This is a genomic window from Dactylosporangium sp. NPDC049742 (genome assembly GCF_040674675.1).
GTDB lineage: Bacteria > Actinomycetota > Actinomycetes > Mycobacteriales > Micromonosporaceae > Dactylosporangium > Dactylosporangium maewongense.
Genome location: NZ_JBFANF010000075.1, coordinates 1 through 24474, shown reverse-complemented (window position 1 = coordinate 24474; position 24474 = coordinate 1). Strand labels below are relative to the sequence as shown.

Genomic DNA, 24474 nt, shown 5'->3' with positions numbered 1-24474 from the left:
AACGGAACCACAGACCCGTTAGGAGTACCGTCATGGAGTACCGCAGGCTGGGTGCGTCAGGGCTGCAGGTGCCCGCGCTGAGCTTCGGGGCCGGGACGTTCGGCGGCAGCGGGCCACTCTTCGGCGCGTGGGGCAGCACCGACGCCCGCGAGGCCCGCCGGCTCGTCGACATCTGCCTCGACGCCGGCGTCACGATGTTCGACACCGCCGACGTCTATTCCGGTGGCGCTTCGGAGGAGGTGCTCGGGCAGGCCGTGAAGGGCCGCCGCGACCGGGTCCTGCTGTCGACGAAGACCAGCCTGCCGACCGGCGACGGTCCCGGCGACGCCGGCTCGTCGCGGTCCCGGCTGATCCGTGCCTGCGACGCGGCGCTGCGCCGCCTCGGCACCGACCACATCGACCTGTTCCAGCTGCACGCGTTCGACGCCGGCACGCCGGTCGAGGAGGTGCTGTCGACGCTGGACGGCCTGGTCCGCGCGGGCAAGGTCCGCTACCTCGGCGTGTCCAACTTCGCCGGCTGGCAGATCATGAAGTCCCTGGCGGCCGCCGACCGGCACGGCCACCCGCGCTACGTCGCCCACCAGGTCTACTACTCGCTGGTCGGCCGGGACTACGAGTGGGACCTGCTCCCGCTCGCCCTCGACCAGGGCCTCGGCGCCGTCGTGTGGAGCCCGCTCGGCTGGGGCCGCCTCACCGGCCGGATCCGGCGCGGCACCCCGCCACCGGCCGGCAGCCGCCTGCACGAGACCGCCGCCTTCGGCCCGCCCGTCGACGACGAGCACCTCTACACCGTGGTCGACGCCCTCGACGAGGTCGCCGCCGAGACCGGCAAGGCGGTGCCGCAGATCGCCATCAACTGGCTGTTGCACCGCCCGACCGTCGCCACCGTCGTCGTCGGCGCCCGCGACGAGACTCAGCTGCGGCAGAACCTGGGCGCCGTGGGCTGGTCGCTCACGCCGGAGCAGGTGGCCCGCCTCGACGCCGCGAGCGCCCGCACCGCGCCGTACCCGCACTTTCCGTACCAGCGCCAGGAGGCCTTCGCCCGGCTCAACCCCGCACCCGTCTGACCGTGCATGGGGACCGGGCCCGGGTGGGTAAGAGGGCCGGCATGACGGTCTTCGGGTTGCACAACTCGCACGAGCAGGTCCACCCCTCCGAGCTGCTGGCGGCGGTCCAGAAGGCCGAGGCCGCCGGCTTCGGGGCGGCCATGTGCTCCGACCACTTCTCGCCGTGGAGCGCCCGGCAGGGGCAGTCGGCGTTCGCGTGGTCGTGGCTCGGCGCGGCGCTGCAGGCGACGTCGCTGCCGTTCGGGATCGTCAACGCGCCCGGCCAGCGGTACCACCCGGCGATCATCGCGCAGGCGATCGGGACGCTCGCGGCGATGTACCCGGGAAGGTTCTGGGCGGCGCTCGGCACCGGCGAGGCCAGCAACGAGCACATCACCGGCGACGGCTGGCCGCGCAAGGACGTCCGCGCCGCGCGGCTGCGGGAGTGCGTCGACGTGATCCGGGCGCTGCTCGCCGGCGAGGAGGTCAGCCACGACGGGCTCGTCACCGTGGACCGGGCGCGGCTGTGGACGCGCCCCGACGAGCCGGTCAGGCTGGTCGGCGCGGCCGTCAGCGTGGAGACCGCCGGCTGGGCCGGGGCGTGGGCCGACGGCCTGATCACCGTGAACCAGCCGGTCGAGCACCTGCGCCGCATGATCGACGCGTACCGGGCCGCGGGCGGGCGCGGTGACCTCTGCCTCCAGGTGCACCTGAGCTGGGCGCCGACGGACGAGGAGGCCCTCGCCGTCGCGCACGAGCAGTGGCGCAGCAACGTTTTCGCGCCGCCCGTCTGCTGGGACCTGGAGACCGCCGGGCACTTCGACGTGGTGTCCGAGCACGTGACCCCGGAGCAGGTCGCCGGCACCGTGCACGTCGGCGCCGACCTGGGCCGGCACGCCGAGATCCTGCACGGGTACGCCGAGCTCGGCTTCGACCAGATCTACCTGCACCACGTCGGGCAGCGGCAGGACGAGTTCATCGACGCGTTCGGTGCGAAGGTCCTGCCACAACTGCGGTAGAAAGTCCGAAGGTCGGGGCGGCGCGCTCCGATAACCGGGTGTGTGGTCCGTCCTGCGGCGGGCCGGGCGGGCGATGTCGCGCGCCGGGGCCCTCGCCAGCCTCGTCGCGGTCCTCACCGCGGCGATGGCGGTCAGCGCCGGGGTGGTGCTGGACCGCGCGCAGCACCGGGCGATGACGCAGGCCCTGGACCGCAAGGTCGGCTCGGTCGCGGCGGCCGTCGCCCACGAGACCGGCCGGTACGTCGACACCCTGCGCACCGTGGCGGCCGCGACCGGCGCGTTCGAGCCGCTGACCGCGGCGAAGTTCGCCCGGGCCGTCGACCCGCTGCGGCACATGGGGCTCGCGGGCGCCACGTCGATCGCGTTCATGGTGCCCGCCGACGACGGCGAGATCGGCCGCGTGCAGGCGCTGTGGCGCGAGCGCGGGGTGCCGGGCCTGACGCTCACGCCGGTCGGGTCGGGGGCCGGCCACATCTTCTCCATCTTCAGCGAGCCGTTCGACGGCTCCACGGCCGGCGGGCTGGGCGTCGACGTCACGCAGGCGGCGGCGCCGACGCGGGCCCTCGCCGAGGCCCGGCGGTCCGGCCGGATCACGGTGTCCGACACGTACCTGCTGATCCGCGACCGGAACCTGCCGGAGCAGCAGCGGCAGAAGTCATTCGTGCTGACGGCCCCGGTCTACGGCACACCCGGCCCGCCGGCGGCGTCGGGCGCCGCCGGGGAGCAACCGTTCCTCGGCTGGGTGCTGATGGGGCTGCGGGGGCAGGACTTCATGGCCGCCGCGGTGCGGCGCAGCGCCCAGAACAGCGCGGACGTGACGCTGACGGCGCGCGACGCCGACGGCACCGAGGGCACCGTGGCCGCGGTCCGCGCCGAGTCCGACCGGCACCGGACCGAGCACCGGACCGTCGACGTCGCGGTGGCGCAGGCCCGGTGGCGGCTGCGGATCAGCGCCGTCGCCGCGGACCTGCCGGGCGCGGGCCCGTTCCCGGTGGCGATGACGGCCGCGGGTCTCGGCCTCGGCGGCCTGCTGGCCGTGTTGACGTTCGTGCTCGGCACCGGGCGGGCCAGGGCGGACGCCCGGGTCGCGGCCGCGACGGCGCGGCTGCGCCGCACCGAGGCGGATGCCCGCGACCACGCGGCCCTGCTCACCGCCGTGGTCGACAGCGTCAGCGACGGGGTCGGGGTGGTCGACGAGCACGGCCGGTTCCTGCTGCACAACCCGGCCGCCAAGGCGCTGCTCGGGGTGGCGGAGGACAGCCAGGACGGCGCGGACACGTGGCAGGCGCACTACGGGATCTTCCGGCCCGACGGCGTCACCCCGTTCCCCACCGGGGAGCTGCCGCTCGCCCGGGCCCTGGCCGGGGAGGCCAGCGACCAGGTGCCGATGGTGATCCGCAACGACGGCAACCGGGACGGGGTCGTCATCACCGTGTCGGCGCGGCCGCTGCACGGCAGCGCCGGCCGGCCGGGCGCGGTCGCGGTGTTCCACGACGTCACGGCGCGCGCCGCCGCGGACCGGGCGATCGCCGAGGCGAACACCGCGATGCGCGAGGAGCTGGCGCTGCGGGAGGCGGCGGAGGCCGGGCTGCGCGCCGCGCGGGACGAGCTCGCCACCGAGCGGGCGTACCTGCGGCAGGTCCTCGACGCGCTGGACGTCACCGTCATCACCTGCGACGCCGACGGCATGCTGGTGCACACCAACCGCGCGGCGCGGGTCGCGATCCCGGGCCTCAACGCCGGCGCCGACGCCGGCGGGCCGCTGCCGGCGGTCGAGAGCAGCCGCCGGGTCCGGATGGCGCACCCGGACGGCACCCCGTTCGCCGAGCACGACCTGCCGCTGCTCGTGGCGCTGCACGGCCGGCGGGTCGACGGGGTCGAGGCGCACGTGACCCAGGCCGACGGGCACCAGCAGGTGGTGATGATGCACGCCCGGCCGCTGCGGGACCGGGAGGGGCGGATCATGGGGGCGGTCGCGTCGTCGTACACGATCACCGCGCTGCGGCAGCGGGAGGCCGAGCTGACCGCGTTCGCCGGCATCGTCGCCCACGACCTGCGCAGCCCGCTGACGGCGATCGGCGGGTTCACCGAGTTCGTCCGCGACTCGCTCGGCGATGGGCTGTGCGGGCAGGAGCACCGCGAGGAGCGGGCGGTGCTGGACCGGGCCCTGGCGACGACGGCCCGGATGCGCCGGCTCATCGACGACCTGCTCGGCTACGCCGCGGCCCGCGACGCCGTGCTGGACGCGCGGGACCTCGACCTGCGCGCCGTCGTCGACGACGTGGTCACCGAGCGGCTCGCGGCGCAGGCCGCCGACCCGACCAGCCCGCCGCCGCAGATCTTCGTCGGCGCCATGCCGTCGGTACACGCGGATCCGGCGCTGCTGCGGCAACTGCTCGACAACCTGATCGGCAACGCGCTGAAGTACACGCCGCCGGGGCAGCCCGCGCGGGTCGACGTCTGCGCGACGCCGCACGGCACCGGGTGGGTCCGGGTCGACGTCGCCGACCGCGGCATCGGCATCCCGGAGGGCGAGCACGACGCGATCTTCACCGGTTTCCACCGCGCGCACCGCACCGCGAACTACGCCGGCACCGGCCTCGGGCTCGCCATCTGCCAGCGGGTCGTGGAGCGGCACGGCGGCACGATCACCGCGAACGACAACCCGGGCGGCGGGGCCAGGCTGTCCTTCACACTGCCGGTCGCGCAGTCCGCCCGCTTCACGGCGCGGTCCCGCGTCCCCTCCGACCAGACGTTCGGCTGAAACGAGCCGCTCACGGCCGGACGGGCAGGGTGATGACGAAGCACGCGCCCGGGTGGGCGGGCTCGTAGGTGAGGTCGCCGCCGTGCGCCCGGGCCAGCTCGCGCACGATCCACAGACCGAGGCCGACGGAATGAGGCGCGGCTCCCCCGCCGTACCGGCTGAACAACGCGCTCACGGCGTCCCGCGGCACCCCGGGGCCGTGGTCGCGGACGGCGATCGTCGTGGTCCCGCCGGATGCCGACGCGCTCACGCAGATCGGGGCGGCGCCGTGCCGCATGGCGTTGCCGATCAGGTTGACCAGCATCTGCTCCAGGCGGTCGGGGTCCGCGACCACCGTCAGGCCGGGTTCGACATCGACGACGGCGTCCGCCTGCGGGGTGAGCAGGACCGCGTCCGCGACCGCCGCACGCACCGGGACGGGGCGCAGGTCCAGCTTGAGCCTGCCGTCCTCGACCCGGCCGACGTCGAGCAGCCCGCTGGCCAGCCGCGCGATCCGGGCGACCTGGCGCAGCGCGGCGGCGGTCAGCCGGGCCCGGCGCTCCGGCGGCAGGTCCGCGTCCTCGTCGAGCAGCTCCAGGGCACCCTGCACGGCGGTCAGCGGCGACCGTACGTCGTGCGCCAGGGTCAGCATCAGCGACGCCCGCCACCGCTCGGCCGCGGCGACCTCGTCCTGGGCCCGCCGCCACTGCCGGACCCACCCCGCGATGAGCACCGCGACGGCGGTCACGACCGGCACGAACACCACGGCGCTGCCGACGATCTCGGGCGGCTGGCGCGTGGCGACCAGCGGCGCGATGTAGGCGGCGGTCAGCGGCGACAGCGCGTACGCGATCCAGGCCGGGTGGTGCAGCCCTACCCACGCGAACAGCAGGACGAAGAACGGCCCGGTGCCGGCGGCGGTCCCGCCGAACGCCCACGTCGAGAACGCCAGCACCAGCAGCCCCGCGAGCGCGAGCGCCACGGTCGCTCTCGGGTGCAGCCGCTGCCACGGCGTCCACCACGCGGCCGCCGCGATGCAGAAGTCGGCGACGGCGACGACGAGCAGGTCGCGGCCGCGGCTGTGCGGCTGGGCGACGCCGAGAACGGCGAGCACGCCGGCGAGCAGGAACAGGCCGGCGGCGGCACGGGCCGCTCCGACGCTCCCGTCAACACCGATTCTCCGCCACATTACGCAACGATTGTATGGCGCTACACTCCGTGCCCGTCCCGCATCAGTGCACGGCCAGCGCCTCCGGTTCGCCCGCGGCGTCCAGGTCGTCGGCGGCCGCCGACTCGCGGGGCAGCGTGAACACGAAGCGGGCACCGTCGCGGTACGTGTCGTCGAGGCGGATCTCGCCGCCGTGGAACTCGACCACCTTCTTGCACACCGCCAGCCCGATCCCCGTGCCGGTGTAGGTCTCCCGCGAGTGCAGCCGCTGGAAGATGACGAAGATCTTGTCCGCGTACTTCGGGTCGATGCCGATGCCGTTGTCCTCGACGCTGAACTGCCACAGGTCGCCGGCCTCGCCGACCGCCACCCGCACCACCGGGTCCCGGTCCGGGTGGCGGAACTTGATGGCGTTGCTGATGAGGTTCTGCCACAGCATCGTCAGCAGGGTCACGTCGCCCGGCACGGTCGGCAGCGGCGGCCGCTCGATCCGGGCGCCGCGGTCCGCGATCGCGCCCGCGAGGTTCGCCTCCGCCTGCGCGACCACGTCGTCGAGGTCGACGGAGCGGCTGTCGTCGTACACCCGGCCGATGCGCGAGAAGGTCAGCAGGTCCGTGATCAGCCGCTGCATCCGGGTCGCGCCGTCGACGGCGAAGGCGATGTACTGCCGGGCCTTGTCGTCGAGCTGGTCGCTGTAGCGGCGCTGCAGCATCTGGCAGAACGAGGCGACCTTGCGCAGCGGCTCCTGCAGGTCGTGCGAGGCGACGTAGGCGAACTGCTCCAGGTCGGCGTTGGAGCGGTGCAGCTCGAGCTGCTGCTGCTCCAGCTTCGCCCGGGCCCGCTGGCTGTCCACGAGCGCGTCGACGACCCGCTGGCGCATCGTCTCGACGTCGCCCGTCAGCCGGGCCAGGTCCGCCGGACCGGCCGCGGCGAGCCGGTGGTCGAAGTCGCCGCCGGCGACCCGCCGCACCCCGGCGCTGAGCCTGTCGAGGGGCCGCAGCACCACCACCCGCAGCAGCACCGCGATCGCGACGATGAACAGCAGCAGGAACCCGATCATCCCGATGAACACGCCGTCGCGCAGCCGGCGGGCCGCGTCGAGGTCCGCGCGCGCCTGCTCCCGGATGGCGGCGAGGTCCCTGTCGAGGATCGCGACCCGGCCCCGGACCTCGTCGAAGGCGGCCTTGCCGGCGAGCACGGTGTCGACCGCGGCCGCCGGGTCGCTGCCGCGGCGGCGGGTCTCGATCGCCGGGTCCGCGACGGTGGTCCGCCACTCGCGGGCCTGCGTCTCGGCGCGGTCGAGGTCGGCGAGGGCGACGGGCTCACCGGCGAGCAGCTGCCGGATGCGGGTCAGCAGGATCCGCTCGCCGGCGACGCCCCGCGCGTACGGCTCCAGGAACCGCTCGTCGCCGCTGAGCAGGAAGCCGCGGACCCCGGTCTCCTGGTCGACGAGAGCGGCGGTCAACTCGACGACCGCGGTGCGGGCCGGGGAGATCCGGTCGCTGAGCCGGTTGGACACCCCCGCGGTGTGACTCAGCACCCCCGCGCCGACGGCCGCGCCGCACATGACGAGCACCACCATCGCGATCAGCACCGACGCGAACCACCGGGTGCTGCTCCACCGGTCCCACACCCTGGTGGCCGGGTATCCATCCGAGCCGATCACAGCAGCACGGTACGCGATCCGGTGCGGCGGCGCCTGTTCAGCGACCCCGCGGGTCGTACGCCGACACCTTCCCGAGCTCCTCGAACAGGTGACGCTCCCGCGTGCTCAGCGTCGCCGGCACCATGATCCGCACCTCGGCGTACAGGTCACCGGGGCGGCCGCGCGGGTTGGGCAGCCCCTGCCCGCGCAGCCGCAGCCGCCGCCCGGACGACGTGCCGGCCGGCACGTCCACCCGCACCGGACCGCCGGGGGCGTCCAGCGGCACCCGCGCGCCGAGGGCCGCCTCCCACGGCGCGACCGGCAGGTCGAGCACCACGTCCCGGCCCTGGACCCGGAACCGGGGGTGCGGCGCGAGCGAGACGACGAGGTACAGGTCCCCAGGCGGGCCACCGGCGACGCCGGGGGCGCCCTGACCGGCGAGCCGGATCCGCTGGCCGTCGACGACGCCGGCGGGGATGTTCACGTCGTAGCGGCGGGGGCGGCCGTCGGCGTCCGGCAGGGTCACCGTGCGGCGCCCTCCGCGGAACGCATCCTCGACGCCCACCGTGATGTGCGCCTCGGTGTCGGTGCCCGTGCCGTACCTCCCGCCGAACATGCTGCTGAAGAGGTCGTCGATGTCGACGGTCTGCACCCCCCGCGGGCGCGCCCGCTCCCGCCCTGCCTTGTCGTGGCGGGCGCGGCGCTCCGGGTCGGACAGCACGTGGTACGCCTCGTTGATCTCCTTGAAGCGGTCCTCGGCGCCCGGATCCTTGTTGATGTCGGGGTGCTGCCGGCGGGCCAGGGTCCGGTACGCGCGCTGGATCTCCTCCGGTGTCGCGGTCCTGGCCACGCCGAGCACCTGGTACGGGTCGCGCCGCTCACTCACCGTCGGGCCCGTTCTCCCTGCCGCCCAGCTGGACCGGCGCGCTCACCGCGACGACCGCCGGGCGCAGGAGCCGCTCGCTGTCCCCGTACCCCGGCCGCAGCACCCGCACGACCGTCCCGGGCGGCGCGTCGCTGTCGCGCACGACCTCGGCCGCCTCGTGCCGCACCGGGTCGAACGGCTCGCCGACCTCGCCGAACGGCGTGAACCCGAAGCCGGCGAGCACGGCGAGGGCCTGCTCGCGGACGCCTTCCACGCCTTCGACGATCGTGCGGGGGTCGGCGTCGCCGTGCCGCAGCGCCAGGTCGAGGTTGTCCAGGACGGGCAGCCACGCGGTGGAGATCGCGATCCGCTCCTCCTGCCGCTGCCGCGCCGACTGCCGCTCGGCCCACTTGCGGGTGTTCTCCACGTCCGCCGCGGCCCGCTGCCACCGTTCGGTGAGCTCCGCGACCTCGTGCTCCTGGGTCATGACCCGACCTCCGCCGCGCTCCGGCGCCGCCCTGACCTGGAGCTCCGCGCCGGCCCGCTCATGACCCGGTGTTGAAGTCGGCGTCGATGACGTCGTCGGCGTCCTGTGGTGCCGCGGCGCCGGCCTGGGACGGCCTGGCGGCGCGGCTGCCCAGCGCCAGGGTCATCTGCCGCAGGTCCTCGGTGAGCTGCCGCATGCGGGGCGCCGGCGCCTGCTCCTCCACCGCCCGGCGGGCGTCCGCAACGAGCATCGTGGCGCGGGCCCGCTCGTGCTCCGGCACGTCGCCGTGCTCCTGCAGGGCGCGTTCCAGCTGGTACGCCACGCTGTCGAGCTCGTTGGAGGCGTCGATCCGCTCCCGGACCTGCCGGTCCTCGGCCCGGTGCTCCTCGGCCTCGCGGACCATCCGCTCGACCTCGGCGGTGTCGAGGGTCCCGCTCTCGGTGATGGTGATCTTCTGCTCGGCGCCGGTGTCCTTGTCCTTCGCCGACACGTTGAGGATGCCGTTGGCGTCGACGTCGAACGTGACCTCGATCTGCGGGGTGCCGCGCGGCGCGGGCCGGATGTTCTCCAGCCGCATCCGGCCGAGGACCCGGTTGTCGGCGGCGCGTTCCCGCTCGCCCTGCAGCGCGACCACGTCGACGGCCGGCTGGTTGTCGTCGGCGGTGGAGAACGTCTCGGCGCGCCGGGCCGGGATCGTCGTGTTGCGCTCGATGACCCTCGTCATGAGCCCGCCGAGGGTCTCCACGCCCAGCGACAGCGGCGTCACGTCGAGCAGGACCACGTCCTGCACCTCGCCCTTGAGCACGCCCGCCTGGATGGCGGCGCCGAGGGCGACGACCTCGTCCGGGTTCACGGACATGTTGGGGTCCTTGCCGCCGGTGAGCCGGCGGACGAGGGCCTGCACGGCCGGCATGCGGGTCGCCCCGCCGACGAGGATCACCTCGTCGAGGTCGCCGGCGCCCGCCTTCGCGTCCTGCATCGCCTGCCGGACCGGCTCCATGGTGCGTTCGAGCAGGTCGTGGGTCAGCTCCTCGAACGTGGCCCGGGTGAGCGTCATCGTCAGGTGCTTCGGGCCGGTCGCGTCGGCGGTGATGAACGGCAGGTTCACCTGGGTCTGCGTCACCGACGACAGCTCGATCTTCGCGCGCTCGGCGGCCTCGGTGAGCCGTTGCAGCGCCTGCGGGTCGGTGCGCACGTCGATGCCCTGTTCCCGCTGGAACTGGTCGGCGATGTGCTCGACGAGCCGGTGGTCGAAGTTGTCGCCGCCGAGGTGCGTGTCGCCGGACGTCGCCCGGACCTCCACGACGCCGTCGCCGACGTCGAGGATGCTGACGTCGAACGTGCCGCCGCCGAGGTCGAACACGAGGACCGTCTCGTGGCCCTGCTTGTCCAGCCCGTACGCGAGCGCGGCCGCCGTCGGCTCGTTGATGATCCGCAGCACGTTCAGCCCGGCGATCTTCCCCGCGTCCTTGGTGGCCTGCCGCTGCGCGTCGTTGAAGTACGCCGGGACCGTGACGACCGCCTCGGTCACCTTCTCGCCGAGGTGCTTGGCGGCGTCGTCGGCGAGCTTGCGCAGGATCTGCGCGGACACCTCCTCGGGCGACAGCTGCTTGTCGCGCACGTCGAAGCGCACCATGCCGTCGGGGCCCTGCACCACGTCGTAGGTGACGCTGCGCGCCTCCTCGCTGACCTCGTCGAAGCGGCGGCCGATGAAGCGTTTCGCGGAGTAGATCGTGCCCTTGGGGTTGAGCACCGCCTGCCGGCGGGCGAGCTGCCCGACGAGTCGCTCGCCGGTGCCGGTGTACGCGACGACGGACGGCGTCGTCCTGCTGCCCTCCTCGCTGGGCAGGACGGTGGGGCGGCCACCCTCGAACGCGGCGATCACGGAGTTGGTCGTGCCGAGGTCGATTCCCACAGCGCGTGCCATGTGTGCATCCCTCCTGAGCCTCCGGCTGCTGCAGCCGATTCAAGGCTCGCCGGGGTGCACATGCCGCGTCTCACCCACCGGTGGTGAGCGCCCCGTCGCGCAGGACGGCGTGCGCGCCGACGACCTGGTTGACGATCTGCGTCACCCGCAGGTCGACCGCGACGCTGGCCAGCGCGACGGCGTCGGCGCGCCGCACCCCGTGCAGCCGCTCCAGCAGCGCGAACATCGCGTCCAGCGCGGCGTAGGCGGCGTCGTCCAGGGTGTCGCCGAGGCCCATCGTCAGCCATGCGTCGCCGGTACGGGCGACGGGGCCCGACACGGGGAAGTCGTCGCGCAGCCCGAACGTGAGCGTCACCCGGTCCATCGGGCACTCGATCGCGGTGCCGCTGACCTCGCCGTCGCCCTGCGCGGCGTGCCCGTCGCCGATGGAGAACAGTGCGCCGCCGACGGAGACCGGCAGCAGCAGTGTGGTGCCGGCGACGAGCTCCTTGCAGTCGATGTTGCCGCCGTGCGCCCGCGGTGGGATCGTCGAGTGCTCCCCCGGCTCGGCCGGCGGCATACCCATCACGCCCATGAACGGGCGCAGCGGCACGGTGTGGCCGTGCTGGTTGCGGCCGGTCATCGCGACCGGGTCGAGGTCCCAGGCGTGCACGACGCCGTCGTGTTCCAGGTGGTACCGGCGGTTCGGGCCGCTCGGCCAGCCGCCGGCGACGGTGGTGCCCCACGCCGCCGGCACCACCTCGTCGATGCGGACCTCGAGGGTCTGCCCGGGCGTGGCGCCTTCGATCTCGACCGGCCCGGTGAGCGCGTGCCCGTACCCGTCGCGGTACTGCGGCACCCGCGGCCGGTCCGGCACCGGTTCGCCGGCGTAGCGGCCGGCGGACCACCAGCAGTCCAGGGTCCGGAAGGTCACGGTGTCGCCGGGCCGCACGGTCAGCGCCGGTGGGCGGTCCCGCGAGAAGTAGCCGTGCAGCGTCCGGTCGTCGGGGTCCAGCACGTGTTCCACGGATACGAGTGAAGCAGGCCCGGTCACGTCGCGGCGCCCCCGCTTCCTCTCGGCGGGTCGGGCGGTCGGCTGATGCCCTGCCGGCCGGTCTCGGGTGCCATGATGGTTGCCGGGTCGGTGGCGAGGGGGTGCTGAGGTCGATGGCACAGTTCGATGCGACGACGTCCGTGGTGGACGGCCGGGCCGTCGTGGCCCTGGCCGGTGAGTGCGACCTGGCCTGCCGCGAGGAGCTCACGGCGGCGCTGCTGGCGGCCGTCGACCTCGCGCCGGTCGTCGTCGTCGACCTGGCCGCCCTGCGGTTCATCGACTCCAGCGGCATACACGCGCTGGTCGCCGGCCATCACGCCGCCCAGCGGCAGGGCCGCAGGCTGGAGGTGGTCAACGCCGCCGGCGTGGTCGCCCACGTCCTGGACATGACCGGCGTCGGCGACCTGCTGGCCCCGCCCACGGAGACGGACATGGCGGCATGAGCGCCCCGTCGGTCGGCTACAGCGTGCCCGGCGACCTCGGGGCGGTGCGGTCGTTCGTGCGGACCCAGGCCCTCGCGTCGGGCATGTCGCCGACCCGCACGGAGCTGCTGATGCTCGCCGTCAACGAGCTGGCGACCAACACGCTGCAGCACACGACCGGCGGCGGCCGGGTCAGCCTCTGGGCCGACGACGGGCAGATCGTCTGCGACGTCGTGGATCAGGGTCCGCCGCGCGCGTTCCCGCGGCCGATGCCGGCGGTGGACGCGGTCCGCGGCCGGGGGCTGGCGATCGTCGAGCGGATCTGCGACCAGGTCGAGACGGTCAGCGGGCCCGACGGCACCACGGTCCGCCTCCGCCTGCACCTGTAGCGGGCCTGTAGAGCGGGCCTGTGGCGGGCCTGTAGCGGGCACCGTCAGGGTTGTACGCACACCGCCAGGGTGCAGGTGTCGTCGTCGGGGCTGGCGTAGTGGAGCAGGCCGCGGAGCCGGGTCAGCTGCTCGGGCCCCGCCTCGGCGGAGACGGCCGACAGGGTCTGCTTGACGCGGCCGAGCATCACGTCGCTGTCGGTGGACCGGCGCTCGATCAGGCCGTCGGTGTAGAAGAGCACGAGGTCGTCGTCGCGCAGTGCCGCCGTGACGACCGGATAGGCGGAGTCGCCGGCGGCGCCGAGCAGCAGGCCCGCGGGCCGGTCCAGCTCCGTGGTCACCCCGGCCCGGGCCAGCAGCGGCGGCATGTGCCCGGCCCGCGCCCACGCCAGGGTGCGGGTGGCGGGGTCGTACACCCCGATCGCCGCCGTGCCGGTGATGCCGAGCTGCAGGGACAGCTGGTTCATGTGGGCGAGCAGCGTGCCGGGGTCACGGATGCCGATGGACAGCCACGCCACCAGCGAGAACCGCAGGTGCGCCATGCCGTTGGCGGCGTCCAGCCCGTGCCCGGCGACGTCGCCGACCGCGAGCACCACGCGCCCGTCCGGCAGGGTCTGCGCGTGGTACCAGTCGCCGCCGACCTGCACGGCGCTCTCCGCGGGCAGGTAGCTGACCACGGCCCGCAGCCCGGCCAGGGGGAACGGCTCCGGCGGCACCGGCTGGATCAGGTTCTGCAGCTGCGCGGCGAGCCGGTGCTCGGCGAGCGCCGTCATCTCCCGGGAGCGCAGCTGGTCGCTGAGCCGCTCCATCGCGGTGCGGGCGTCCTCGCGGGCGGTGACGTCCTGCACGACGGCGTAGATCTTCAGCGGTCTGCCGTCGGCGTCGCGGGCGACGTCGGACAGGATCCGCAGGTACTTCACCGTGTCCGCGGTCCGGAACCGGACGGTCACGTCGGACGCGGCGCCGCTGTCCAGGGTCTGCCAGGCGGTCTCGCTCACCCCACGGTCGTCGGGCAGCAGCGCCGCGGCCTGCTCCGACCGTGTCATCGGCCCCAGCGCCGGATCCCGCCCGAAGATCCGGAACATCCCCGGCGACCAGTCGCTGCACCCGGTGACCAGGTCGTGCTCGGCCCAGCCGAGGCTGCCGAGCTGCTCGGTGCGCTCCAGCCGGCGGCGGGCCTCGTCGGTGCGCTGCCACCACACCAGCAGCCCGCCGAGGACCGGCTGGACGCTCACCTCGAACAGCGAGTCGGCCACGATCCCGGCCCGCTGCTCGGCATACCGGAAGGCGGGCAGCTCGGCGGGCACCCCGTCGGCGAGCACCCGCAGGTACAGGTCCCACAACGGTCCGCCGACCATGCTCGGGTACAGGTCGCCGACCCGCTCCCCGACCCGCTCGAGACCGCGGCCGTAGATGTCCGCGCCCTGGCCGCTCACCGCGGCGACGAGGAAGTCGGCGACCTCGCCGTCCTCGCCGGTCAGCGGCAGCAGCCACGTGCACCCGACCGGCACCGCCGCCAGCAGCGCCCGCACGACGGAGGGCACGGTGCCGCCCGCCGTGGCCGGCGGGGTCCCACGCCGCGCACCGTCGTGTGCCATCACCGAAGCTTAGTGCCGGGCACGTACCGTGGCCGCCCGACGCGGCGGGTGCCGCCGCTTCCGACGTTCACCCCGGTTTCCCGCCTTCCGCACCCGGTCACGGCGTTACGGTGCTTGTGTGACGCTGCCTCCCGCCGGGTACCGCGACCTCGTCGCCGACCACCTGCGCCGCCCCGGCCGCCCGGCCGGGGTCGCCGAGCCGATCCGGGGCGTCGGCGACCGCCTCGCGTACAACCCCTGCCTGATCCGGCAGGGCGGCCGGGCGCTGCTCGCGGTGCGGGTCGAGTCGCCCGGCAGCTACTGGCGCGACCGGTCGTCGTGGGATCCCGAGGTCCGCTTCTACGAGCGCACCGGTGACGGCTGGCAGGAGGCGCCCGGCACGCCGGCGTTCACGGCGGCGGAGGACCCTTTCGCCGCCTGGGTCCTGGGCCCCGACGGCTCGCCGGTCCTGGTCCTCGGCGTGGTCTCGCTGGACTTCGGCACCGACCCGCCGGGCGTCGTCACCCGCTTCTACGCCGCACCCGACGTCGAGCGGCTCGACCCGGCCCGGCCGTTCGCCGAGGTGCCGGGCATGAAGGACATCCGGCTGCTGCAGCGCCGCGACGGCCTCGCCGTGTGCGGCCGGCCGCAGGGCGGCACCGCCGGGCGCGGCCGGGTGAGCCTCATCCTCACCGACGACTACACGCAACTGTCCGCGGAGCTCATCGCCAAGGCGCACATCTTCCACGACCAGGTCGCCGAGGACACCAAGCTCGGCGTCAACGAGCTGTACGACCTCGGCGACCGCATCGGCGTCCTCGGTCACGTCGCCGTCGGCGAGGAGGGCGGCCCGCAGGAGTACGCCGGCGCCTGGTGGACCATCGACCCCGCCGCCTGCACCACGACCGCGCCGGCGGTCATCGCGATGCGCGCCGACTTCCCGCCCGCGCCGCCGAAGCGCGCCGACCTCACCGACGTCGTCTTCCCCGGCTCGATGGAGGTCCTCGACGGCGGCGCCGTCCGCCTGTACTGCGGCCTCAGCGACGCCTCCATCGGCTCGATCGTCGTGCCGTCGCCGCTGCCGTAGCCCGCACGCGTGGGGTGGCGGTCGATGGTCCCCGGGCCTGCGGCACAGCGCGGCCGCGGGAGCGTCAGCCATGCTCGTCGCCCCCGGTGAGGCCGGTCAGGGCGTCGAGCATGTCGGCGAGGCCGGCGGCCGCGGCGAACAGGGTGTCGCTGCGGCTGCGGTCGCCGTCGAGGTGGGTCAGCATCTCCAGGCCCAGGTAGAAGGCCAGCGCCGCCATGGCGGCCTCGCGGCCGGGGATGAGGGCGGCGAGGGGGCTGTCGCCGAGCAGTCGGCCGATCAGCGCCTCGGTGAAGTCCTCCCAGCGCCGGATCTCGGCGCGGACCCCTTCGGCAAGGCGGGTGGCGCCGACCGCCCCGGCGACCAGCTGCTGCACCGCGGCGATGTGACCGGTGGCGACGTCCTCCTCGTACAGCTCCCGCAGCACCGGCAGCAGCTCCCGGGCACCGCGGACGCCGTTCGTGCGGGCGGTGTAGCGCTCCATCCGGCTGTCGCTGCTGTGCCGCATCGCCGCGAGCAGCAGGTCCTCGAGGTCCTCGAAGTGGTAGTAGATGACGCCGGGCGCGAAGCCGCCGGTGGCCGCGATGGCCCTCGCGGTGCTGGTCGAGAAGCCCTGGGTGGCGAGGGTGTCGACGGCGGCGCGCAGGATGCGCTCGCGGGTCTCGGTTCGGCGCGGCATCACCGGCAACGGTAGGCGATGTCAGATCACCCGGTGCGGCCGGACTCCGGACGCGGCGAGGAACGGGTCGAGCCGCCGCCCCAGCTCCGCGAGCCGGTGGCTGGGCACCTGCGGGTACAGGTGGTGCTCCAGGTGGTAGGTCAGCTCCAGGAACACGGCCGGGATCACCCGCCCGCGCAGGGTCCGGGTCTGCGTCAGGGGCGTGTCCCCGAAGTCGTGATGCGGCAGGTACACCGTCAGCACCGGATAGACCCAGCTGCCGACGACCGCCATCACCGCATACCAGAGCAGCATCGGCGTGACCGGCAGCAGGGCGACCCCGCCGGCGATGACGAGGACCGGCGCGGCGGCCTCCGCGACCAGCCACCCGCGGTCCCGGCGGCTGCGACGGTACGCCCACCGCCACAACCGCACCAGAAACACCGGCCCGTAGCAGGCGGCGCCGAGCAGGCTGATGTGCGCCGGGTAGCCCTCCGGATCGCGGTCCGGGTCGTCGTCCGGCGCGGGGAACGCCCGGTGGTGCTGCAGGTGGGTCGCCCGGTAGGCGTGCCCGCTCTCCAGCAGGACGAGGCCGCACAGGAACAGCGCCCACTCGGTCGCCCGCGGCCCGAGCCCGATCGACCGGTGCACCACGTCGTGGGTGACGGTGACGACCGCGACGAAGATCCCGAACATGACGACGGGGGTCACCCACCACCATCCGAGGGCCGCGACCACCACGTAGACGGCGACGCCGAGCGCCGGTCGGGCGAGGGCCAGCCGCCGCTGCCCCGGCCGGGTGGCGAGCAGGTCCGTGCCGAGGTCGTCCAGCGCCGGTTTCATGCCCGCACCAGGCCGTCCGTGACGGGCACGCCGCGCTCCGCGCCGGGGCCCGCGCTGGGACCACGGAGCACGCCTTCGGCGACGATGCGGCTGCCCAGGACACAGGCGACGGTGCCGAGGCCGGGCCAGGTGGAGTCGCCGACGAGCCAGAGGCCGGGCACGGCCGAGCGGTGCGGGACGGCGTGCTGGTTGGCGTTGGAGGTGCGCTGCCGGACGCCGCCGACGGCGCCGAGGGGGCGGGACGTGAACCGCGCATAGGTCCGCGGCGTGCCCACCTCCCGCACCACGGCCCGCTCGCCGAGCCGCGGGAAGACCCGCTGGGCCTCGGCCACGAGCCGGTCGCCGAGGGCGGCGCGGCGGCGGGCGTGCCCGGCGTCGTCCAGGTCCTCCCAGCCGGCGAGGCCGGTGTGGGTGGACAGCATCACGGCGCGGTGCCCCGGCGGGGCGCTGTCGTGGTCGCCGGGCGCCGACACGGAGACGAACATGTTGTTGCCGTCGCCGAGCGGCTCGGCGTAGGAGCGCAGCAGCTGGTGGTGGGTGAACTCCTGCCCGGCCACCTCCTCCTCGGGCACGCCGAGGCACACCATGGCCGCGCCGCCGAGGTCGCCGGCGTCGCGGCGCAGGAAGCGCTCCAGGGCGGGCCGGGCGGCGGGGGCGAGCGACGCGGTCGTGGCCACCGGCACCGCACTGACGACCTGCGCCGCCCGAACGGTGCCGCGCGGCCCGTCGACGGTGAAGTGCGGGGCGGCGCCGGTCACGCCGGTGACCCGCCAGCCGCAGCGCAGGTCGCCGCCGAGCGACCGGTAGTGCGCCACGGCGGCCCGCCAGAAGCCGCGCATGCCGCCGGTCGCGCGGGTCAGCCCGGCGCCGCGGATGGTGATGCCGAGTGCCGCGTTGACCAGCGGGGCGTCGTCGACGGTGCTGTGCACGGTGTCCTCGACGAGCATCGACAGCAAGCCGACCAGGGCGGCGTCGTCGCGCAGCCCGTGCCGCCGCAGCGCCCCGCCGAGCGTGCCGGTGACGTGCCGGGCCAGGTGCAGGTCGGTGAGGCGCATCGCCCGCGCGTTGTGCACCAGGTCGGCCGGGCCGCGCACGGGCATCCTCGCGCCCGCGCGGCTGGCCTGCCAGAACGCGTCGGCGAGCCGGTCGAGCAGCGCCCAAAACCGGCGGTGCCGGTCGGTGTCGCCGAGCGCCCGCAGTCGCTCCCGGTGCCAGGCGCCGGCGTCGCGGTGCAGCACGACGGTGCGGTCGGGCAGCCACGCCACATACCCGGGCAGCGCCTCACCGGGCAGCGGCGGCATGCCGACGGCGTCGAACAGCTCGGCGCCCACGCCGCCGGGCTCGAAATCGACGAGCGTGGTGGCGCCGACGTCGAAGGAGAAGCCGCGACGGCGGTAGTAGCCGGCGCAGCCGCCCGCGTGGCCGTGCGCCTCGAGCACCACCGTCGTGCGGCCGGCCGCCTGCAGCCGCAGCGCCGTGGCCAGGCCCGCCAGCCCCGCCCCGACCACCGCGACGTCGAACCAATCGTCCTGAACAGAAGTTCTGAACATACGTTCAACGTAGGACCGCCCCACCGCCGTGTCAACAGCGGTCGATATCTGGCGGCGCGGATCGCCCGCCTTCGCTACGGTGGCTGCCGCACCACCACACATGGGGGACCACATGATCCGACGCATCGTCACGAGCGCGGCCGTCGTGGCCGCGACGCTGCTCACGGGTGGCTGCCTGGGCCTGCCGGACGCCGAGCCGGAGCCCGCCACCGCCACCACCACGAAGGCGGCGAGCCCGTCGCCGACCGGGACACCGGCGCAGGCCCTGCTGGTCGAGGCGCTGCGGCGCGTCCAGCAGGTGGCGTACCGCTTCTCGGTGCAGGGGGACCTCCCCGACGACGGCGGCACCATCACCGCCAACGGCGCCTACGACCCGGCGGCGAAGCTGTTCGAGTCGACCATCCAGACCGCGGCGACCAAGGGCCCCGTGCACCGCATCGTCGTCGGCACCGACAACTACCTGCAGCAGCCCGGCGGCGGCAAGTGGGTGCACCTGGACCTGAAGCGGGTGAAGACCGACAGCCTCGTGTACTTCGACATGACCGACCCGACCGGCCTGGTGCAGTTCACCACGAAGGTCGGGCAGGCGACGCTGAAGAGCGCGGGCACCTACACGGGCACGTTCAACGCCAGCGGCGCCAAGCCCGAGTTCCTGCCCGTCGGCGCGCCGAGCATCTGGTCGATCGGCGGGGAGAACAGCCCGTTCACCATCAGCGTCGACGAGCAGGGCTGGGTCACGTCGATCGCGGTCGAGCTGACCGGCAAGGACAAGACGCTGAAGCTGGTCACGACGCTGAGCGGGCACAACACGCCGACGCAGATCAAGGCCCCGGCGAAGAAGAGCGTCGTCGAGGCCGACGACATGTACTACGGCTGAGCCCGGTTGCGGACCTCGACGACGGCACCCGAGTCGAGGTCCACCCGGAAGCTGCGGCCGGGCGGCAGCGGCTGGTCCAGCGCGCGGACCCGCAGGCGCATGCCCTCCGGGGCGACGGCACGGGCGGCGGTGAGGGCGGGGATCCGCACCACGTGCTCGCCGATGACGTACGCCTGGCACGCCGGCGTCACCGAGTGGTCGAGGATGTTGTCCGCGCTGGCATCGACGCCGGCGATGAGGTCCATGGCGGCCAAGGTAGGCAGTGGCGGGCGTCGATCACAGCGACGCTGCCGGAAACTGGACACCGCCGGGGGCATGACAGGATGTGAACGCACCGCCGGATGATCGAGGGAGCAGTCGTGGCCGCACGTGTCGTCAGTCCCACCGGGCGAGGGTTCCTGCTGCTCGACGCGCACCCCGCCGGCTGCTTCCGCAACGTCACCGACATGGTCGCGCAGATCCCGGCGCCGCGGCGGCAGCCGTCGAAGCTCACCGCGCTCATCATCGGCTCCAGCGCGGGCTACGGCCTCGCCGCCACCCTGGCGGGCCTGGTCCGGCACGGCGTGCAGGGCGTCGGCGTCGCGTTCGAGCGCCCGCCGGGCCGGCGCACCGCGACCGCCGGCTGGTATCGCACGATCGCCACCGACGCGGTCGCCGCGGAGGTGGGCAGCGACTTCACCTTCGTCAACGCCGACGCGTTCGCCGACACCACCAAGGACGAGGTCCTCGACCTGCTGCAGAAGCGGTTCGGTCAGGTGGATGTCCTGGTGTACAGCGTCGCCGCGCCGCGACGGACGGACCCGCGGACCGGCACCACGTTCCAGTCGGTCATCAAGCCGCTCGGCGAGGCGCACACGACGCGGACGCTCGAGTTCGACGCCGACGGCACGCCGGCCCTGCGGGACGTGACCGCCGCCCCCGCCGGCGAGCAGGAGGCGGCCGACACGGTCCAGGTGATGGGCGGCGAGGACTGGTCCCGCTGGGTCACCGCGCTGCAGGACCGGGGGATGCTGCGCGACGGGTTCCGCACGGTCGCCCTGTCCTACATCGGATCCGGCCTCACCTCGGCGATCTACCGCGACGGCACGATCGGCGCGGCGAAGCTGCACCTGGAGCGGACCGCCAAGGAGCTCGACGAGCGGCTCGCCGGGCACGGCGGCCGGGCGCTGACGTCGGTCAACGGCGCGGCCGTCACGCAGGCGTCGACCGCGATCCCGGGCATCGCCCTGTACGTCAGCGTCCTGCGCGCCGTGCTCGGCGACGCGCTCCAGTCGCCGGTCGAGCAGTCGGTGCAGCTGTGGGACCAGCTGACCGGCGCGGCCCCGCTCGACCTGGACGAGCAGGGCCGGCTGCGGCTGGACCGGTGGGAGCTGGACCCCGCCGTGCAGGCCGCGGTCGCGGAGCGCTGGCACGCGATCACCCCGGAGACGATCGCCGAGGTCGCCGACGTCGACTGGTTCCGCGCCCAGTTCCGCGGCCTGTACGGCTTCGACGTCCCCGGCGTCGACTACACGACGCCCGTCGACCCCGACCTGGAGTGGCCCGCGCCCAGGTGAGCGCCCGGCTACCCCCGCCCGGAGCGGGCCGCGCCCAGGTGAGCGCCCGGCTGCCCCCGCCCGGAGCGGGCCGCGCCCGGGTAAGAGCCCGGCGCCGGGCGGGTGGCGGCGAACCAGCACGCCACCCCGAGGGCCAGCTCGACGACCCCGCCGACGACTAGGCCGCTCGCCGGCGCCCCGTCCAGCGCCGCCGACAGCGCGCGCGACACCGCGTACGCCAGGTAGAACACGGCACCGGCGACCGCCGCCGGGAACGCCAGCCGCGCCACGAACGCGCCGGCCAGCAGCAGCACCCCGACGGCGAGCACCGCCCCACCGGCCGACCTGGTCTCGCTGAGGAGGTTGGGGTCGGCGCCGATGCTGATGCCGTACTGGCGGCGGAAGGCCACGGGCGCGAACAGGCTGGCGCCCCCGACCGCGACGGCCACGACCCCCGAGACGAGCAGCAGGATCCGCCGGATCACCGCCAGGCCCCAGCCGCCGCGGCGGCGCGGCAGTAGTCGGCGAAGTCCCGCGGCGGCCGGCCGAGGGCGTCCTGGACGCCGGTGCCGAGGCCGGCGTTGCGCCCGTCGAACACCTCGCCGCACAGGTCGGCGAACAGGTCGCCCTGCGGGTGCCCGGCGAGCGCCGCCCGCAGCTCCTCGACGCTGACCGGCACGTACGTGACCGGCCGGCCGGCCGCCAGCGCGATCTCCGCGGCCGCCTCGGCGAAGGTGAGCAGGCGGGGGCCGGTGACCTCGTACACGCGGCCGTCGTGCCGCTCGTCGAGCAGCGCCGCGACCGCCACGTCGGCGATGTCCTCGACGTCCACGAACGGCTCGGCGACGTCCCCGGCGGCCAGGACGACGGCGCCGTCCATGACCCCCTGCCGCAGCTCGCCCTCGCCGAAGTTCTGCGCGAACCACGAGGCCCGCACGAGCGTGTAGCCGAGCCCGGACTCCCGGACGATGTCCTCGCAGCTCTCGGCGTGGTGCTCGCCGCGGCCGGACAGCAGCACGAGCCGCCGGACGCCGGCCGCCGCGGCCGCCTTCGTGAACGCCTCCACGGCGGCGGGCGCCTCGGGGGCCGCGAGGTCGGAGTAGTAGGAGACGTACGCGGCGTCGACGCCGTCCAGGACGGCCGGCCAGGTCTCCCTCCGTTCCCAGTCGAACGGCGGGTCGCTGCGGCGGGAGGCACCGCGCACGGGGTGCCCCAGGTCGGTGAGGCGGCGGAGGATCCGGCGGCCGGTCTTGCCGGTCGAGCCGATGACAAGGTTGCTCATGTGGTCAAGCTTCGCCGGTACCGGCGAGATCCTGAATCACAGGGACACCGGAAGTCTTTGCAGATCGTCCAGCATCATGGACGATGATGAGGTGACGACGACGATCCTCCCGCCGGCCGCGGACCCGCTCGGTGAGGCGCTGCACCTCCTGCGGCTCACCGGCACGCTGTACTGCCGCTCGGAGCTGACCGCGCCGTGGGACATCGCCGTGCCCGCGCTGGACGGGCTCATGGCGCTGCTCGTCGTCACCGCCGGCGAGGCCGTCCTCGAGGTCGACGGCGAGCCGCCGCGGACGCTGCGGCCGCGCGGGCTGACCCTGATCCCGCACGGCACCCCGCACCGCGTCCACAGTGGACACGGTGGGTCCCGCGCCACGCCGCTGTTCGACATCCCGGTCGAGCGGGTCAGCGAGCGGTATGAGCTGCTGCGCCACGGCGGCGGCGGAGCGCTGACCCGGGTCACCTACTGCGTGCTGCGCTGCGACCACGTCCCGGCCCGGCGGCTGGTCGCACAGCTGCCGCCGGTGCTGCACGTCGACGGGTGGGACGACGACGGCGGCTGGCTGCACAGCACCCTGCAGCTCATCGCCGCCGAGGCGACCGCGCTGCGGCCCGGCGGCGAGACGGTGCTGACCCGCCTCGCCGATGTCCTGGTGGTGCAGGCGATCCGCGGCTGGCTCGACACCGCGCCCGAGGCGCACCAGGGTTGGCTCGCGGCGCTGCGCGACGAGCACCTCGGCCGGGCACTCGCCGCGATGCACCGGGCCCCGCAGGCGCCGTGGAGCGTGGAGTCCCTGGCCCGCGAGGCGGCGATGTCCCGTTCGGCGTTCTCCGCCCGGTTCACGGCGCTGCTCGGCGAGCCCGTCATGCAGTACGTGACCCAGTGGCGGATGCAACTCGCCCACACCCACCTGCAGCAGTCGCCGGAGCCGCTCTCGCAGGTGGCGCACCGCTTCGGCTACGCGTCGGAGGCCGCCTTCTCCCGGGCCTTCAGCCGGACCTTCGGCGTGTCGCCGGGCGCGGTCCGCGCCGCCACGGGCACCACCGGTCGCTGACCAGCTCCCGATCGCCGCATTTCGGGCCGGACCGGGCGGCTGGCCTGCGTTCGAGGCTTTCTGACCTGGCTCCGGACGAACTGACCAAGGGGCGACTGGCGTCGCGAGGGGTGCTCACGGCAGGATACGCCCTGCACGGTGGGCATCGATGCGTGGAGGCAGCCAGACGCCCGCCGGAGGACGGCTACCGGATCGGAGGGACGGCGCGAGGTGCAGGGGCGGGTGCTGGGCGGTCGCTACCGTCTGGAGGAGCAGCTCGGCAGCGGCGGGATGGCGGTGGTGTGGGCGGCGACCGACGAGGTGCTGGGGCGGGCGGTCGCGGTCAAGATGCTCAACGGGGCACACATCACGAAGCCCGACTCGCTGCGGCGGATACGTGCCGAGGCCAGGGCCGCGGCGAACCTGTCGCACCCCAACATCGCCCAGGTCCACGACTACGGTGAGGCGACCGACGACGGCGAGCTCGTCCCGTACGTCGTGATGGAGCTGGTCCCGGGCCCGACCCTGGCGCAGCGGATCGCCGCGGGGCCGATCGAGCCGAGGGCCGCCTTCCGCATCTGCGCGGAGATCGCCGCCGCGCTGACCGCCGCGCACGCCGCGTCGCTCGTGCACCGGGACATCAAGCCCGCCAACGTGATCGTGACCCCGGGCGGCGCGAAGGTCGTCGACTTCGGCATCGCGGCCTCCGCCAGCCCCGGCGGCGACGGCGACCTGTCCGGCCAGGTGCTGGGCACGCCGTCGTACCTGGCGCCGGAGCGGCTCACCGACGACGCGATCGAGCCGGCCTCCGACGTCTACGCGCTCGGCGTGATCCTCTACAAGCTGCTCGCCGGGCACCTGCCCTGGACCGTGGACAGCACGACGCAGGTGCTCACCGCGCACGTGTACCTCCCGCCCGCGCCGCTGCCGGAGACGCCGGGGGTCCCGCCGGAGATCGCCGACCTGTGCCAGCGCTGCCTGCGCAAGGACCCGGCGGAGCGCCCCGACGCGCCGGAGGTCGCGGCGGCGCTCGCCGCGGCCGCCGGGCTGCAGGTCGTCCCGTCCACCCCGGCGCTGCTGGCCCTGACGGCCCTGGGGACGGCGGCCGGGCCCTCGGCGGACGGCGAACCGTCGGCGCTGGTCATCCCGCCCACCCCGGCCCGGCGGTCGCGCGCCCGGGTGACGGCGGCGGCGGGCGTGGGCGCTGTGTCGGCCGCCGCGGTCCTGGCCTGGGTGGCGCTGGGCTCCCCGCCGGTCGCCTCCGGCCGGCCCGGCGACGGCGTGTCGTCGTCGT

23 protein-coding genes are annotated in these 24474 nt (G+C 74.7%); 10 read left to right on the top strand and 13 right to left on the bottom strand.

The window, feature by feature from the left end; genetic code table 11:
* Positions 1 to 32 precede the first annotated feature (32 nt).
* From AB0J72_RS50475 to AB0J72_RS50465, 3 genes are read left to right on the top strand one after another with little or no spacing between them, the layout of a single operon-like run.
* A complete protein-coding gene (locus AB0J72_RS50475; RefSeq protein WP_363413563.1) occupies positions 33 to 1067 on the top strand; it encodes an aldo/keto reductase in 1035 nt (344 codons plus the stop codon).
* 41 nt (positions 1068 to 1108) lie between these two features.
* Positions 1109 to 2065 carry a TIGR03885 family FMN-dependent LLM class oxidoreductase gene (locus AB0J72_RS50470; protein ID WP_363413560.1) on the top strand — a complete coding sequence of 319 codons (957 nt, stop codon included), beginning with the start codon at positions 1109 to 1111 and terminating at the stop codon, positions 2063 to 2065.
* A 40-nt stretch (positions 2066 to 2105) separates the two neighbouring features.
* The gene (locus AB0J72_RS50465; protein ID WP_363413557.1) at positions 2106 to 4829 is read left to right on the top strand and encodes an ATP-binding protein; all 2724 of its coding nucleotides are present in this window, start codon (positions 2106 to 2108) and stop codon (positions 4827 to 4829) included.
* A gap of 10 nt (positions 4830 to 4839) precedes the next feature.
* On the opposite strand, the gene AB0J72_RS50460 is transcribed toward AB0J72_RS50465, so the two are convergent.
* The 6 genes from AB0J72_RS50460 to AB0J72_RS50435 form a co-directional block, all read right to left on the bottom strand.
* The gene (locus tag AB0J72_RS50460) at positions 4840 to 5997 is read right to left on the bottom strand and encodes a HAMP domain-containing sensor histidine kinase (protein ID WP_363413554.1); all 1158 of its coding nucleotides are present in this window, start codon (positions 5995 to 5997) and stop codon (positions 4840 to 4842) included.
* 43 nt (positions 5998 to 6040) lie between these two features.
* The gene (locus tag AB0J72_RS50455; RefSeq protein ID WP_363413551.1) at positions 6041 to 7642 is read right to left on the bottom strand and encodes a CHASE3 domain-containing protein; all 1602 of its coding nucleotides are present in this window, start codon (positions 7640 to 7642) and stop codon (positions 6041 to 6043) included.
* 37 nt (positions 7643 to 7679) lie between these two features.
* Positions 7680 to 8507 (bottom strand): J domain-containing protein, encoded by an 828-nt coding sequence (locus AB0J72_RS50450; RefSeq protein WP_363413548.1) that lies wholly within the window; start codon positions 8505 to 8507, stop codon positions 7680 to 7682.
* A complete protein-coding gene (locus AB0J72_RS50445) occupies positions 8500 to 8973 on the bottom strand; it encodes a nucleotide exchange factor GrpE (protein ID WP_363413546.1) in 474 nt (157 codons plus the stop codon). The genes AB0J72_RS50450 and AB0J72_RS50445 overlap by 8 nt, the downstream gene beginning before the upstream one ends.
* Before the next feature lie 58 nt (positions 8974 to 9031).
* Positions 9032 to 10900 carry a molecular chaperone DnaK gene (gene dnaK, locus AB0J72_RS50440; RefSeq protein ID WP_363413543.1) on the bottom strand — a complete coding sequence of 623 codons (1869 nt, stop codon included), beginning with the start codon at positions 10898 to 10900 and terminating at the stop codon, positions 9032 to 9034.
* Between the two features lie 70 nt (positions 10901 to 10970).
* On the bottom strand, positions 10971 to 11906 hold the full coding sequence (locus AB0J72_RS50435) for an acetamidase/formamidase family protein (protein ID WP_363413540.1): 936 nt from the start codon (positions 11904 to 11906) through the stop codon (positions 10971 to 10973).
* Between the two features lie 140 nt (positions 11907 to 12046).
* Here AB0J72_RS50435 and AB0J72_RS50430 point away from each other — a divergent pair, with 140 nt between their 5' ends.
* Both AB0J72_RS50430 and AB0J72_RS50425 read left to right on the top strand, forming a co-directional pair.
* Positions 12047 to 12376, top strand: coding sequence for an STAS domain-containing protein (locus AB0J72_RS50430; RefSeq protein ID WP_363413537.1), 330 nt, complete (start codon positions 12047 to 12049; stop codon positions 12374 to 12376).
* Positions 12373 to 12744 carry an ATP-binding protein gene (locus AB0J72_RS50425; RefSeq protein ID WP_363413534.1) on the top strand — a complete coding sequence of 124 codons (372 nt, stop codon included), beginning with the start codon at positions 12373 to 12375 and terminating at the stop codon, positions 12742 to 12744. Before AB0J72_RS50430 ends, AB0J72_RS50425 begins: the two co-directional genes overlap by 4 nt.
* Before the next feature lie 44 nt (positions 12745 to 12788).
* Here AB0J72_RS50425 and AB0J72_RS50420 read toward each other — a convergent pair whose 3' ends face one another.
* The gene (locus AB0J72_RS50420) at positions 12789 to 14339 is read right to left on the bottom strand and encodes a SpoIIE family protein phosphatase (protein ID WP_363413531.1); all 1551 of its coding nucleotides are present in this window, start codon (positions 14337 to 14339) and stop codon (positions 12789 to 12791) included.
* A gap of 118 nt (positions 14340 to 14457) precedes the next feature.
* Between AB0J72_RS50420 and AB0J72_RS50415 the strand changes: the two genes are divergently transcribed.
* A complete protein-coding gene (locus tag AB0J72_RS50415) occupies positions 14458 to 15405 on the top strand; it encodes a DUF1861 family protein (protein WP_363413528.1) in 948 nt (315 codons plus the stop codon).
* Between the two features lie 64 nt (positions 15406 to 15469).
* On the opposite strand, the gene AB0J72_RS50410 is transcribed toward AB0J72_RS50415, so the two are convergent.
* From AB0J72_RS50410 to AB0J72_RS50400, 3 genes are read right to left on the bottom strand one after another with little or no spacing between them, the layout of a single operon-like run.
* Positions 15470 to 16081: a TetR family transcriptional regulator gene (locus AB0J72_RS50410; protein ID WP_363413525.1), complete on the bottom strand. Its 612-nt coding sequence runs from the start codon at positions 16079 to 16081 to the stop codon at positions 15470 to 15472.
* Between the two features lie 21 nt (positions 16082 to 16102).
* A complete protein-coding gene (locus AB0J72_RS50405) occupies positions 16103 to 16903 on the bottom strand; it encodes a fatty acid desaturase (protein ID WP_363413522.1) in 801 nt (266 codons plus the stop codon).
* Positions 16900 to 18453 (bottom strand): NAD(P)/FAD-dependent oxidoreductase, encoded by a 1554-nt coding sequence (locus AB0J72_RS50400; RefSeq protein WP_363413519.1) that lies wholly within the window; start codon positions 18451 to 18453, stop codon positions 16900 to 16902. Before AB0J72_RS50400 ends, AB0J72_RS50405 begins: the two co-directional genes overlap by 4 nt.
* Before the next feature lie 112 nt (positions 18454 to 18565).
* On the opposite strand from AB0J72_RS50400, the gene AB0J72_RS50395 reads away from it, so the two are divergent.
* Positions 18566 to 19330, top strand: a complete 765-nt coding sequence (locus tag AB0J72_RS50395) for a hypothetical protein (RefSeq protein ID WP_363413516.1) — start codon at positions 18566 to 18568, stop codon at positions 19328 to 19330.
* On the opposite strand, the gene AB0J72_RS50390 is transcribed toward AB0J72_RS50395, so the two are convergent.
* Positions 19321 to 19575, bottom strand: coding sequence for a hypothetical protein (locus tag AB0J72_RS50390; RefSeq protein ID WP_363413513.1), 255 nt, complete (start codon positions 19573 to 19575; stop codon positions 19321 to 19323). The genes AB0J72_RS50395 and AB0J72_RS50390 overlap by 10 nt on opposite strands.
* A gap of 114 nt (positions 19576 to 19689) precedes the next feature.
* On the opposite strand from AB0J72_RS50390, the gene AB0J72_RS50385 reads away from it, so the two are divergent.
* Complete coding sequence (locus AB0J72_RS50385; RefSeq protein WP_363413510.1) at positions 19690 to 20886, top strand: trans-2-enoyl-CoA reductase family protein; 1197 nt, start codon at positions 19690 to 19692, stop codon at positions 20884 to 20886.
* Between the two features lie 8 nt (positions 20887 to 20894).
* Here AB0J72_RS50385 and AB0J72_RS50380 read toward each other — a convergent pair whose 3' ends face one another.
* The gene (locus tag AB0J72_RS50380; RefSeq protein WP_363413507.1) at positions 20895 to 21350 is read right to left on the bottom strand and encodes a DUF4345 domain-containing protein; all 456 of its coding nucleotides are present in this window, start codon (positions 21348 to 21350) and stop codon (positions 20895 to 20897) included.
* The gene (locus AB0J72_RS50375; RefSeq protein WP_363413504.1) at positions 21347 to 22147 is read right to left on the bottom strand and encodes an NAD(P)H-binding protein; all 801 of its coding nucleotides are present in this window, start codon (positions 22145 to 22147) and stop codon (positions 21347 to 21349) included. Before AB0J72_RS50375 ends, AB0J72_RS50380 begins: the two co-directional genes overlap by 4 nt.
* 76 nt (positions 22148 to 22223) lie before the next feature.
* Between AB0J72_RS50375 and AB0J72_RS50370 the strand changes: the two genes are divergently transcribed.
* Complete coding sequence (locus tag AB0J72_RS50370) at positions 22224 to 23201, top strand: AraC family transcriptional regulator (protein WP_363413501.1); 978 nt, start codon at positions 22224 to 22226, stop codon at positions 23199 to 23201.
* A 210-nt stretch (positions 23202 to 23411) separates the two neighbouring features.
* A partial coding sequence (locus tag AB0J72_RS50365; RefSeq protein ID WP_363413498.1) for a serine/threonine-protein kinase occupies positions 23412 to 24474 on the top strand: 1063 nt, incomplete at its 3' end.